The following is a 14,374-nucleotide window of genomic DNA, read 5'->3' on the forward strand; positions in this document are numbered from 1 at the left end:
CCCTCATGCAGCTCAACACTTTAGGTGTGAAGAAAGTGAGCCGACAATGTTCCACTACCGACGCGTAGCACTCACGCTGATAGCGGCCGGTGCCCTCGCATTCACGACGACCGGCGTGCCCGCGGCCTTCGGGGCCGACGCCGACGCAACCCAGGCCTCGTCGTCCCAGCAGGCCGGCGATGACTCGCCCAGCACGATCATCGTCCAACTCGACGCGCGTGATGACGGAGTCGACCGCGCCGCGTACTACGCGCAGATGAAGACGCGCATTGGCGAGGCCGTGGCTGCGGCCAGTCCGGGCACCACCATTTCCGATGTGCGCGACTACCTCCACGCCTTCGATGGATTTGCGATCCAGGCACCTGCCTCGACTCTCGGTGCGATCCGGGCGACGGCTGGCGTCAAGGGCGCTTTCCTCGATGGAGACAACTCCTTCGTCACCGACGAGGAGATCAACGGACAGTACCGCGCCGCTGGCGGTGGAGACTCCGGCATCACGCCCGGGGCGGCGGCGCAGATGATGCGAGCCAACGCGGCCTCCCAGAAGGGGCAGGGCCAGGTCATCGAGCTTATCGACAGTGGTATCGATACCTCGCACGAGGCCTTTGCCGGTGACATGGATGCCGCGTCACTGCGCCTCACGCAGGATGCGGCAGCTTCCCTGACCTCCCAGCTGGGCGCGGGCAAGGCGGGAGTCTGGGTCAGCCCCAAGATTCCTTTCGCCTACGACTACGGTGACGGGGACACGGACGTGCTCGCCACGGACGAAGGAGACGATCATGCGCGCGCTGCGAACACCCAGGGCACGCGCGTCGCCGCCCTCGCGGCCGCCAATGGGGGACAGTTCTCCGGGGCGGCACCCCAGGCGCAGCTCATCGTCGCGAAGGTAACGAAGGATCCGGGCAATCACGCCAGCGATGTCGACCTGCTGGCGGCGCTCGACGACGCGATGATCCTGCGCCCCGACGTCATCTCCGTGTCTTTCTCCAAGACCGAAGGAATGAGCGACGCCGCCGCGTCCCTCTATTCCCAGGTCTACGAAACCCTCGGTGCGCAGGGCACGACCGTCTACGCGCCCGCCGGGGACGTTGAGCGCTATGGGCGCGCGGACGACCCGGACAATGGCGCGCTCGGTTTCCCGGCCGCCTTCTCCTCGACCCTCGCGGTGGCCTCGGTCAACGAGCAGGAGATCATGGGAGCCATCACCTTCGGCGATCACCTGATCGGATATCGTCCCGTGACCCGCATGGGCAAGGGCGACGGACCGGGCTTTGACTCTCTCGCCGAGGGAACGTACCGCGTCGTCTACGCCGGTAACGGCTCGAGCGAGGACCTGACGAAGTACCTGGGCGCGGACTATGGGGACCTGTCCCACACGATCCTTCTCGAAGAGCTGGGAGGCACCGACTCGCGGGGCAAGGACGTGGAGGTCAAGCACAAGATCAAGGCCCTGAAGTCCCTGACGAGCAAGCCTGCAGGCGTTCTGCTCGGCCACTGGTACGACACCGAAACCCCTGTGAAGTGGTCGGTCGACCGCTGGTTTAGCATCCCGATGGGCACCATCACGACCTCGGATCGCAACCGCCTCTACGACGCGATCAAGGCTTCCGGCACCGGATCGATCGAGGTCAGCGTCTCGCCCTCCACGACTCTCACCGTGCCCGAGGGCCTGTCCGCGTCGGACTTCTCCTCGACCGGTGCCACCCCTGACCTGCGGCTCAAGCCCGAGATCGCAGCACCCGGCGGCAGGGTCGCGTCCGCCACGCCCGGAAACGACTACGATAACGAGTCCGGCACGGCCGAGGCCTCGGGTCAGGCCGCCGCGGTCGCTACCCTCGTGCGTCAGCGCGTGGCATCCGACCCCGCCTTCGCGGGTCTGTCGGACGCCGAGAAGAACGCCGTGGTCACAAAGCTCCTGATGGGCACCGCCCGCCCGATCGCGGATGCGCAGCAGGATGACGGTACCTTCTACTCGCCTCGCCGAGTGGGTGCCGGCCTGGTCGACGCTGCGGGGGCCACGACCTCGTTCGTGTACCCGAGCGTCGTTGGCGCGGCCAACCCGTCACGTCCCAAGGCTGACCTGGGTGAGGGCACCTCCGGCTGGAGCTTCCAGGTCACCCTCACGAACGTCTCCGACAGTGCGCGCACCTATACCCTCGGCGGCCAGGCGCTGTCCGAAAAGGTCGAGAGCATGCTGTTGTCGCACCACTCGACCAACTGGGCGGGGAAGGGGATCGACCTGACGTTCTCCGCGGACTCGGTGACCGTGCCCGCCAAGGGGGAGGCGACCGTGCCCGTCACCGTGACCCCGCGCGAGGCCTTCGCCTCGTACGCGGCTGCGAACACCCCCAAGGGAACGTTCATCGACGGCGCCGTCACCTTCACGAGTACCGACGGAGCTCCGAACCTCACCGTCCCCTACATGGGCTTCTACGGCTCCTGGGGCGCCCCGGCGATCTTCGACCAGGTCACCCCGAACAACCACATCAGCGGCTACGGGTCGACCTTCATGGACGGAAACCTCCCGTTCGGACAGCAGAGCCCCTTCGACGTCGAGGACGAGCGGATGATCAACGGGGTCGATCCCGACCTCTTCATCATCACCCGTTCGACGGATGAGAACGCGCGCAGGGGCGTGCGCCCGGGTACCGTGCTGCTGCGCTCCGTGTCCTCCCTGACCTACACCTTCGCCAACGAGGCAGGCCAAACCATCCGCACCTTCACGTGTGGGCGCGCGGATCGGTCCATCTACGACGTGCAGGAGCGCTCGCCGCGTACCGTTGAAGATTCTGTGTCCGGATGCGCCCCCTGGTTCTCCGGCTACGCGCCCGATGGAAGCGAGCTGCCGGACGGACGGTACACGCTGACGATCGAGGGGACGACCGAGGGACCCTCGCCCTCAACCCAGCAGATCAGCTACGGCCTCACGCTGGACACCAAGGCCCCCGTCATCTCGAACGTGACGGTCAGTGGCGATGGTAATGAGCGCACGCTCTCCTTCGACGTCGCCGACTCCTCGCCCATATCGGCCGTCGGCTTCTCGGCCACCGCCGATGGTCCCATCGTCGAACGCGGCGCCGAGGTCTACCCGACCGAACGCGGGGAGGATGGGCTGGTTCACCGCCACTTCGACATTGCGCTGAAGGATACTCTGGCCAGCATCGGGGGTGACCCGTCGTCCATCTACCTGCACGTGTGGGACTGGCCCGCCAACAAGGGGACGGCTCCGGTCGCCCTCAAGGCGATCCCCATGACGTCGCTGGCGCTCTCCCAGACCTCCGCAACGCTGAGCGTCGGTGAGACCGTGACGCTGAGCGCCACCCACGAACCCGCGGACGCCAACGTGACGGCGCTTTCCTGGTCCTCCTCGGACGAGGCCGTGGCAACCGTCAGCGCGACCGGCGAGGTCAGCGCGGTGGGCGCGGGCGACGCGACCATCACCGTGACCGACCCGACGCAGCCCAGCGTGACTGCCAGCGCCACCATTCACGTGAGCGCTCCCGCCCCCGAGGCGAAGAACGGAACGTGGAAGCGGGACGGCCGCGGATGGTGGTACCGCTACGAGGACGGGACCTACCCCGCCGACACGACCCTCGCCATCGACGGGGCCACGTACCGCTTCGACGCGCGCGGCTACATGCGTACCGGCTGGGTGTTCGAGCAGGGCTCCTGGTACTACCACAAGGCCTCGGGCGCGCAGGCGAGCGGATGGGTCCTCGACGGCATCTCCTGGTACTACCTGGATCCGGCCACGGGTGCCATGGCGACCGGCTGGGTCAAGGACGGTGAGACCTGGTACTACCTCAATCCCACCACCGGCAAGATGATGACGGGATGGCTCAAAGACGGCGGCGCCTGGTACTACCTGAAGACCGGAAGCGGCGCGATGGCCACGGGTCGCCTGCGCATCTTCTGGACCTGGTACACCTTCTCGGAGACGGGACAGCTGATCAGCTAGAACGCCACTGAGGTGGCTCCAGGCCCGCGGACCCAGCATCGTGCCGGGTTCGCGGGCCTGGGCGTCTGTCAAGGACGTGAGCGCTAAAATTCCCAGGGTTTTTTCAGGTTGTCTTGTCGTTGTCGCAAGGTTCGCCCTTTACGCTGAATGTCATCACAAGGGAATACGGCACGGACCACGGGGGTCCGGGACATGCCGACGAGACTTTTTCGAGGAGCTTTCTGGGAAGACTTGCACTGTGTTGATGGGATAGGCTGAGGGGCCGACCGCGAGGTCGGCCCCTCGGCTTATGCGCTGCCGTGCACAAAATGTCAGTGGGTGGACGCGACGATGGTCGAGCGGACATGCATACTGCACAACTGGGAGAACTTGCGCATAATGGGACGGCGCGCCATACGGACGCGCATGTCATCGCCACCTTATCGATACGTAAGTGAGCCATTGATGCCCCATCACTCCACCCCGGCACTCGCACTGGCCGCCGCCCTTGCCCTGACCGGCGTGAGCGTCCCGGCGCTCGCGGTGAGCCCCCAGCCGGGCGGTGTCCTCCCCGCCAACCCTGCCCAGGCCTCGTCCCCCGAGGCGCGCACGGGCACGCGCGTCGAGGACCCGCTCCTCTCCATTCGCCAGGCCGAGGCCGGGGGAGTGATCCTGCCCGACGCCGCCTCTGCGCAGGAGGCGGCCGACGACACCCCGACGACGATCATCGTCCAGCTCGAGGAGGGGGCGGCCGGCGGCTCTGCAACGGCCACGCGCGACGAGGCCAAGGCCCGCATTGCCTCGGCGGTTCAGGCGGCCGTGCCCGGCGCGCAGGTCACCACCGTGCGTGACTACACGAACGCGCTCGACGGCTTCGCTATCGAGGCTCCCGGTTCCGCCCTCTCCGCCATCCAGAAGGTCCAGGGTGTGAAGGCTGCGTTTATCGAGGGTGTGCACAAGCCGCTGGAAACCAGCGCGGATGGAGCGGGTACACCCGTCCTCAAGAACGCCTCCTCCCTGGCAATGACGCGCGCGGCCGAGGCTACCCAGAAGGGCGACCGTCAGGTCATCGAGGTCATCGACTCCGGACTGCAGACCGACCACGACGCCTTCGCCGGCTCGATGGACGGTGTTGATGTGCGCCTGAGCCAGGCCGACGTTCAGGCCTTCGCGAGCAAGCTGCCGCACGGGTCGTCCGGAACCTACGTCAACAGCAAGATCCCCTTCGCCTACGACTACGCCGACAACGACGCTGACGTTGTTCCCCACTCCGAGAAGGACCTGTCCCACGGCACGCACGTCACCGCGATCGCGGCCGCCAACGCCGACGTCCTGCAGGGCACCGCGCCCCACGCACAGATCGTCGTCGCCAAGGTGGCCTCCGACGCGGATGGGTCGATGCCCGATAGTGCCCTCCTGGCCGCCCTCGACGACGCGCTCGTCATCAAGCCCGACGTCATCAACCTCTCCCTAGGCGACGACGCTGGCATGAGCAGCGACGCCGGCAGCGTCTTCGCCGGGGTGTACGAGAAGCTGAATGCCGCTGGCATCACCGTCAACGCAGCGAGCGGCAACGCCTTCTCCAACGCGTACGGCAACAACTCTGGCCAGAACAAACCGTTCGCGACAGACCCCGACACGGGCACGCTCGGCGAACCTGCCTCCTACAAGTCCACCCTGGCCGTCGCCTCAGTCGACAACCAGGAGGCCCTGTCCTACGTGAGCCTGGGCGATCGCAAGATCGCCTACCGCACCGCCCTCGACGGCCAGGGCGAGGCCGTGCGCGGCCTGCGCGACATCCCCGAGAAGAGCTACCGCGTCGTCGATGCCGGCGCTGGCGGCGGCGACGAGCTCGACAAGTACGCGGGCACCAACCGGTTGAGCCTCGCTGACGCGATTGTTCTCGAAGACAAAGGCGGTACCGATACCCGGACCGGTACGGCGATGACTGACGATCTCAAAGCCTCGTACCTGACGGGCTTCCCGTCAACGCCCGCGGCCCTCATGATCGCCGACACCGACGAATCGACCACGCCCTACCAGTCGATCCTGGGGACCACGACCTCGATGCCGACGGTGACCATCACCAAGAAGGACGGCGAGGCGATCCGTGAGGCCCTGGCCGCTGCCAATGGCGCGGACGTGTACCTGACCGTGACGCACTCGGGCATCGTGCTGGCCTCGAACAACCCGACGGCCTCTGAGTTCTCCGCGTGGGGCGTGGCCCCCGACCTGACGCTCAAGCCTGAGATCGCGGCCCCCGGCGGCGACATCATGTCCGCGTACCTCGGCAACGAATACCAGCGCCTGTCGGGCACCTCGATGGCCTCCCCGCAGGTCGCCGGCATCAGCGCACTCGTGCGCCAGCGCATCGCGGGCGACCCCGCCTTCTCCGGTATGGGCGCCAAGGAGAAGAACGCCGTCGTCACCAACCTCCTCATGGGCACCGCCCACCCGCTCATCGACGTCGAGCTGGGGGACGGCACCTACTACTCGCCGCGCAAGGTCGGTGCGGGTGCCGTTGACGCGGTTGCCGCCACCACCGCGACCGTCTACCCGACCGTCGTCGGAGCCGCCGATACCTCCCGACCCAAGGCCGACCTCGGCGACGGAACGAACGGCTGGACCTTCCAGGTGCGCCTGACCAACCTCTCCGACGCCGCCCACACCTACACGCTCGGCGGACAGGCCCTGTCCGAGATGGTCGAGGAAGGCCTCTTCCTCGAGCACTCGCAGAACTGGGCGGGCGCGGGCATCTCGCTGTCCTTCTCCGGTGATGGCCTCGCCGAGGCCGGGGGCACCCAGCAGGTCACGGTCCCCGCTGCATCGACCGCGACCGTGAGCGTCACGGTGACCCCAGAGGCTGAGTTCGCGGCCTTCGCCTCGGGCAACACCCCCAAGGGAACCTTCATCGACGGTGCCGTCACCTTCACGAGCGGTGACGAGACACCGAGCCTGACCGTGCCCTACCTGGGCTTCTACGGCTCTTGGGGCGCCCCTAGCGTCTTCGACGGCAAGTGGTCGGACAACGAGACGACGCCCGTGCACGTCTACCGTTCCGCGCTGGTCAACTCCCACTCGTCCATCCCGCTGGGCGCGCTGAACCCGCTGTCGGACAAGCAGGACTCGAACCTGGTTACCACGATCAACACGCAGCGCCTCATCACCTCGCGCGCCAAGTGGGCGGGAGCCCCCGACAAGATCGCGCCGATGACCGGCATGCTGCGCTCCGTCCCCTCGATGACGCTCACCTACCGCAACTCCGCGGGTCAGTCCGTGCGCTCCTACACGATCAACCGCGTGCGCAAGTCCCTCTACGACCTCGAAACCGGCTGGACGAAGCCGGGCGAGTTCGCCGGTGAGGAGCCCTTCTTCGACGGTTACGACCAGTCCGGAAACGCGCTGCCCGACGGACGCTACACGCTGACGATCGAGGCTGCGACGGATGGACCATCCTCGCGAACGCAGCAGATGAGCTACGAGTTCACGCTGGACACGAGCGCACCCGTCGTCTCCAACCTGACGGTGAGCGGCGAGGGCGACGCGCGCACCGTATCCTTCGACGTCACCGACTCCTCGCCCGTGGCCGGTATCGACTTCCACGAGGATGCCGACGGCGCGTGGTACTACCGAAAGCTCGTCGAGGACGATGGCGAGATCCTGGCCGACGGCTCGCACCGCTACCACTTCGACGTGCCCGTCTCCGAGCTCACGAGCGCGTGGGTGAAGCAGGGGCGCACCGACGAGGCCCCGATGACCCCCTACCTGTACGCCTGGGACTGGGGCGTCAACCCCGCCAAGCAGGAGGTTCGCCTCCAGGGCGACCCCGCGCCTGTGCCTTCTGCGGACCCGACACCCGCTCCCGCTCCTCAGGATGGGGCGTGGATCAGTGATTCTGTTGGTTGGTGGTATCGCTACGCGGATGGGACTTTCCCGGCTGGCCGGGCGGTTCACATCGGCAATTCGACGTATCGCTTTGATGCGCGTGGTTACATGCGTACCGGCTGGGTGAGTGAGGACGGTGCGTGGTTCTACCATCATGCGTCGGGTGCTCAGGCGAGTGGCTGGGTCAAGGATGGTTCGTCCTGGTATTACCTGGATCCGGCGTCGGGTCGGATGGCCACGGGTTGGCTGCTCGATGGTCCGACCTGGTACTACCTGATGCCCGGTAGTGGTGCGATGGCGATTGGGTGGGTCAAGGATGGTTCGTCCTGGTATTTCATGGCTCCCAGTGGGGCACTCACCACTGGTTGGGTGCTGGATCGTGGTTCCTGGTATTACCTGAGCACCGACTCTGGCGCGATGTATACCGGCGGTCACTGGATTGGCTGGAAGTGGTACTACTTCGCCGACAATGGCCAGTGGAACGGCTGACGCCTGACGCGAGGCATTGAGCTCGTACGAGGTCGTGTGCGCCCCCGGGAGACCGGGGGCGCATACTCGTTGTGCTCCCAATTGTCTGCGGGGTAAAAATCCCAGGGATTTCTCAGCCGCCCTTGCTGTTGCCGCAAGGTTGGGGTCCTACACTAGGTGCCATCACAAGGGAATACGGCACGAGCCACTCGGGCTCAAGCGATGCCGACGAGAGACATGTTGAGGAGCTTATTGGGACTACTTGCACTGTGTTGATGGGATACGCCGAGGGGTCGACCGCCAGGTCGGCCCCTCGGCGTATCTGCATCTGGAGCGACTCGTGGGAACTGTGGGTGAAGAGCGTGACGTGTTGGCGGTAGCTTCGTCGTCTGTGCAGCTGAGTGCGTGTGGTGGGGCCTGTGGTACCGAGTGTGGTGAGGAGTCTGCTCTGCTGACAGGCCCGCTGTTTCGGATGTGCTTCTCAGCGCCCACCAATTTCGCACGTAATTCCCTCGCGACTGCTTCAAACATTGAATTGTAGTCGTTGGAATTGCAACGTTTCTGGATGTTGTTGAATGTTCATGCAGTCGAATTACGTGCGAGTTTTGTCTGGTTGTGGTTATGGCGGGGGTGTTGTAGGCCTATCGGTGGCCTCCGCGCTGGTCGCCGTTGGGGGTTTTGCGCCATGCGAAGCCAGCTGACGGCGTGTCGTCGGCGTGTCACCGCCCTGCGTGGCGCAATTTCCCCATCGAGGCTCTCCTCCAGCAATTTCGCATGCAATTCCCTCCAAAAATCATATTAGTCTGTTTCAGTTCGCATTTGTGTGTCACTTGTGTTTTGGAATTGCATGCGACTTTGGGTAGTGAGGCTCGCATGTGCTGCGGGCTGTGCTGCAGGCCAATGCAGCGGGCTGTGCTGGGCGTGAAAAACCGGGGCGCGCCAGGCATATCGCCCGACGCGCCCCGGCCTCGTCACTGAATGACGCTGAGGTTTACTCAGAGGCGCTCAAAACCGGCGTCCCACGCTGCGCGCATGGGGTTCGCGTCGGCGACCAGCTGATCGAAGCGCAGGTCGGCGATGTCGATGACCTCGCCGAGCGCGAAGCGAGCCTCGCGAGCAGGGGAGTGCTCGACGCGGCGCCAGCCCGAGGACAGCAGGTGCTTGCGGTCCACCACGTTGTCCACGCAGATGACCAGCGGGCGGCCAAACTTCTCTCGGTACGCGGCGGCCAGGGCGCGCATCTCCTCGGCCTCTTCGGAGGACACCTCACCCACGGACAGTGACGAGGTATCCGAGCTGGCCTGCTCGTCGCCCGCGCCGTCGAGGACCAGGGAAACGACGTCCGTGTAGGAGGCGATGAGCTCCTCGGCCTCTTCGGGGGAAGCCGACAGGACCGCGTCCTCGAAGGAGGAACGCAGCTCGGACACGGAAGCGAAGGGACGGGACTCCCAGGCGCGCTCGACCGGCCACGTGTGCGAGGAGAACATCGACGAGAAAGTCGCGACGAACTGGTCGCGATCCATCGCGTTGACGTCGTCCAGGTTGATCTTCCTGCCGTCCACCACGGCCACGTCCGGCGAGGCGGGGCGTCCGATGTGGAAGAACAGGAGGTTCAAGATGATGGCCGTCAGCGAGCCGATGGTCACGCCGGAACCGAAGATGATCTGCAGCCAGGAGGGCATGACCGTGACGATGCTGGGCTTCAGCGTCACGAGGAGGGCGAGGCCGATTGACGTGGAGACGATGACCGCGTTGCGGTTGTCTCGCAGGTCGACCTTCGACAGGGTCTGGATGCCAACAACCGCGACGTTTGCGAACATGGCCAGGGAGGCGCCGCCGATGACGGGCTGCGGGATCGCCGCGACGATGGCCGCTGCCTTGGGCAGCAGGCCGAGGATGATCATGAAAACACCTGCTGCGGTGACGACCCAGCGCGACTTCACGCGGGTCAGGCGCACCAGGCCGACGTTCTGCGCGAAGCAGGTGTAGGGGAAGGAGTTGAGGACACCGCCCAGCAGGGTGGACAGGCCGTCGGCGCGCAGGGCGTTGGCGATGTCGCGCGGGGCGATGCGCTTGCCCACGACCTCGCCGGTGGCGAAGACGTCGCCCGTGGTCTCCACGGCGGTGACCGCCATGACGATGATCATGGCGATGATTGCTGTCAGCGAGAACTTCGGGATGCCGAAGTAGAAGGGCGTGGTAATAGCCACCCAGTGGGCCTCATCGACGCCGGAGAAGTCGGTCTTGCCCATGGCGAAGGCGACGGCCGTCATAATCAGCAGCGCGAGGAGGACGGAGAGCGTTCCTATGAAGCCCTTAAAGAGGCGCTGAATGATGATGATGATGGCGATGGTGCCAAATGCGAGGCCGAGAGCCTCGTACGTCGAGGCCGTCTTCGCTGCATCATCAGTCGCCTTATCGGCCCAGGCGACGATGTCTCCGGCGGAGACGGACAGGAGTGTCGTGCCCATGACCGTCAGCAGGGTGCCCGTGACGATCGGTGGGAAGAATCGCAGGAGCTTGGCGAAGAACGGGGCGACGAGGAAGACGATGAGGCCGACGGCGATGATGGAGCCGTACATGGTGGCCAGACCGGTCCTCGGGTCGGCACCGGCGGGCGTAGCAGCCGCGCCGATCGCGATGAGGGGGGAGACGGCGGTGAAGGTGACGCCCTGAATAAGGGGGAGCTTCACGCCGATGAAGCGACCGATGCCGGCCGACTGGATGATGGTGGCGATGCCACAGGTGAGCAGATCCGCGTTGATGAGGTGGACCAGCGTCTGATTATCGAGATTGAGTCCGGAAGCGATAACGAGGGGGACGACCACGGCACCTGCGTAAAACGCGAGGACGTGCTGAATACCCAGAATGGTGAGTTTCCCAAAGGGGGGAACTTGATCGACGGGATGGGGAGCGGACGAGGGGCTTGATGCCATCTGTGTCTCCTGGACCTTTATCCAAGTGTTGAAGGGACTCATCCATTCTCTGTGATCAGGGGGCAGATTTTATGAGTTATTTAAAAAGTGTGGCGAGTTATATCTTGTTTCTCCTTGTCGTGGGAGGTGTGACGTGGGCGAGTTGTTGGAGGTCGGGGTTGAAATGTCGCGTTTTGTCCCTCCGTTGATGGTTGTGAGGTGGTGGACTTAGTCGTCGCCTGTCGTTGGTTTCCGTCTCGCTTCGTGAACGATGGGGTGTGAAGCGGGGGACGTGCGGACGTCCTCGGGGAGCGATTGGCCATCGATGTTTGTCAGGTGTTATGAGAGGGGTCTGTCCTCGGTTGTGGGAGGCATTCCTGTTACTGGGAAACGTGCCGGTGATACCGCATTTGAAGGTGGTGAAATAACAACCACTCGGCAAGTTTGAGTGACTTGAGACACAGAATTGACGGTTTTTGGGCAAAAAAACGAGTATTTTTCGTGAAATCCGCGAAATCCTGCCCTAAAGTCGGCGAAATCGTCGAAGATTTCGTAGTGTGTCATTCGTGGCCACGAAAGTGGTAACCAAGAACGAACAGGAATGAGGTTTCTCAATGTCCGTGAACCGTACCGAGCTTGTCGCTCAGATTGCCGAACGTGCCGACCTGACCAAGGCGAAGGCCGACGAGGCCCTGGCCGCCTTCCAGGCCGTCCTCGTTGAGTCCCTGGCCAAGGGCGAGGCCGTCAAGGTGACCGGTCTGCTCTCGGTTGAGCGTGTTGAGCGCGCCGCCCGCACCGGCCGCAACCCCCGCACCGGCGAAGAGATCAAGATCCCCGCTGGCTACGGCGTCAAGCTCTCCGCTGGCTCCACCCTGAAGAAGGCCGTCTCCAAGTGACGCGCTGACGACAGCGAAGCGTGTGGGGCGCGGCCGCGTGGTCGTGCCCCACACGTGTCTCTATGGCCGCGATCCGCCTCGGTAGAGCAGCGTGCTCCAATTCCGCGCTAGTAGCAGCAGGCGACGGATGGTGTCGGTTCCGCGCATGACGGTGCCCCCGGCCTGATGACTCAGGCCGGGGGCACCGCTTGGAGCTCGCATGAACGTATGTGTCAGGCGTCCACCTTTTCCTTCACGCTCAGCTGCAGGAGCGGGTGGTGGCAGGCCACGCGGTGCGTCTCATCCGTGAGCATGGGCTGCACCTTGCACTCTTCGCCCGCAAACGGGCAACGCGGGCGGAAGCGGCAACCCTCGGGCGGGTTGATGGCGCTCGGCGGCTCGCCGGTGAGCTTGATGGCATTCTCGTCGTGCTTGAACTCCGGGTCGGGCACGGGAATCGAGTCGATGAGCGCCTTCGTGTAGGGGTGCTTCGGGTTCTTGACGACCTCGGAAGCTGGGCCCTCCTCGACGATGCGGCCCAGGTACATGACGCCGATGCGGTCCGCCATGTATTGGACGACCGCCAGGTCGTGGCTGATGAACAGGTAGGACAGGCCCAGTTCCTGCTGCAGGTCCTTCATGAGGTTGAGAACCTGTGCCTGGACGGAGACGTCAAGCGCGGAAACGGGCTCGTCCGCCACGATCAGGTCGGGCGCCAGGGTCAGCGAACGGGCGAAGCCGATGCGCTGGAGCTGTCCGCCCGAGAACTCGTGCGGGTAGCGGTCCAGGATCTCTTCGGTCAGGCCGACCTGCTCGAGGATCTCCATGATGCGCTCGGCGATCTGACGAGCGTTGCCGGTCTTCTGGATGCTCATGGGCTCGGCCAGGATCTGGTCGATGCGCATGCGCGGGTCCATCGCCGCGTAGGAGTCCTGGAACATCATCTGCACGTCGCGGTGGATGCGCACCGCGTCGCGTCCCTTGAGCGTGGCCAGGTCGCGTCCATCGAGCTCGATGGCACCACCCGAGGGCGGCTCAAGGCCTGCGATGAGACGGCCCACCGTGGACTTACCACAGCCAGATTCGCCGACAAGGCCGTAGGTCTCGCCCTTCTTGACCGTGATCGAGACGCGGTCGACGGCGGAGACGACGCCCTTTTCGCGCTTGAAGAAGCCCGATCCGGCCGACTCGTACTCGCGCGAAGCCTCCTTGACGTCGAGCAGCGTTTCGTGGGAGATCTGCGGGACGTCCGCGGCCGCACCGTCGGTCTTGTTGGAATCCAGCTTGCCCTGGAGGACCGCGGGAGACTCGTCGCCTTCCTGAACCGGGTGGAAGCAGGAGAAGGTGTGGGTCTCGTCGCCGCTCAGGTCCGGGTAGCCCGCGCGGCACTCGTCAGTGGCCCACAGGCAGCGGGCCGCGAAGCGGCAGCCCACCGGCAGGTTGGTCAGCGATGGGGGAGCGCCAGGGATGGAGAAGAGCTTGGTGCCGGCCGCGAGGGCGCGCTCGGGCAGGGCTGCCATGAGCGAGCTCGTGTAGCGGTGCTTCGGCTCGGTGAACAGCGTCTTCGTCGGTGCGGTTTCAACGATGCGTCCGGCGTACATGACGGCAACGCGGTCGGTGTGACCGGCCACAACACCCAGGTCGTGGGTGATGAGGATGACGCCCATCTTGTATTCGTCGCGCAGCTCGTCGATGAGGTCGAGGATCTGCATCTGCGTCGTCACGTCCAGGGCCGTCGTGGGTTCGTCCGCGATGAGGATGCGCGGCTTGCACACGAGGGCCATGGCGATCATGACGCGCTGACGCATACCGCCCGAGAGCTGGTGCGGGTAGTTATTGATGACCACCTCGGGACGAGGCATACCGACGCGCTTGAGGATCTCGACGGCGCGTTCGAGGGCTTCCCTCTTCGACAGGCCCTCGTGCACGCGCAGCGGCTCGCACACTTGAAGGCCGATCTTCATGGTCGGGTTCAGGGAGGTGAGCGGATCCTGGAAGATCATGCCGACCTTGGTGCCGCGCAGCTTGCGCTTCTCCTTGAGCGGCAGCTGGGTGAGGTCCTGTCCGTCGAGGATGATCGACCCGGAGGAGACCTTGCCGCCCTGGGGGAGAAGCCCCATGAGAGACAGGGCGGTCATGGTCTTGCCGGAGCCGGACTCGCCCACGATGCCGAGGGTTTCGCCGGTGTTCACGTGCAGGTCGACGCCAGAGAGGGCACGGACCACGCCGGAACGGATCTCAATGTCGGTGTGCAGATCTTTGATCTGAAGGAGTGGAGTATTCATAGTTCAGTG

5 protein-coding genes are annotated in these 14,374 nt (G+C 65.0%); 3 read left to right on the forward strand and 2 right to left on the reverse strand.

All coding sequences use genetic code 11. The features are described 5' to 3' along the window. Positions 1 to 46 precede the first annotated feature (46 nt). On the forward strand, positions 47 to 3,958 hold the full coding sequence (locus tag O3656_RS06445) for a S8 family serine peptidase (protein WP_500063163.1): 3,912 nt from the start codon (positions 47 to 49) through the stop codon (positions 3,956 to 3,958). Positions 3,959 to 4,402: 444 nt separating this feature from the next. Then, positions 4,403 to 8,311 (forward strand): S8 family serine peptidase, encoded by a 3,909-nt coding sequence (locus tag O3656_RS06450; RefSeq protein WP_500063164.1) that lies wholly within the window; start codon positions 4,403 to 4,405, stop codon positions 8,309 to 8,311. Between the two features lie 974 nt (positions 8,312 to 9,285). Here O3656_RS06450 and O3656_RS06455 read toward each other — a convergent pair. Continuing rightward, positions 9,286 to 11,226 carry a solute carrier family 23 protein gene (locus O3656_RS06455; RefSeq protein WP_500063165.1) on the reverse strand — a complete coding sequence of 647 codons (1,941 nt, stop codon included), beginning with the start codon at positions 11,224 to 11,226 and terminating at the stop codon, positions 9,286 to 9,288. A 593-nt stretch (positions 11,227 to 11,819) separates the two neighbouring features. Between O3656_RS06455 and O3656_RS06460 the strand changes: the two genes are divergently transcribed. Further along, positions 11,820 to 12,101, forward strand: a complete 282-nt coding sequence (locus tag O3656_RS06460; RefSeq protein ID WP_003790058.1) for an HU family DNA-binding protein — start codon at positions 11,820 to 11,822, stop codon at positions 12,099 to 12,101. 212 nt (positions 12,102 to 12,313) lie between these two features. Here the strand turns inward: O3656_RS06460 and O3656_RS06465 are convergent, their stop codons facing one another. After that, positions 12,314 to 14,365, reverse strand: a complete 2,052-nt coding sequence (locus tag O3656_RS06465) for an ABC transporter ATP-binding protein (protein ID WP_500063166.1) — start codon at positions 14,363 to 14,365, stop codon at positions 12,314 to 12,316. Positions 14,366 to 14,374 lie beyond the last annotated feature (9 nt).

The organism is Pauljensenia sp. 27098_8_83, assembly GCF_041432695.1.
In the GTDB taxonomy this organism is placed as follows: domain Bacteria; phylum Actinomycetota; class Actinomycetes; order Actinomycetales; family Actinomycetaceae; genus Pauljensenia.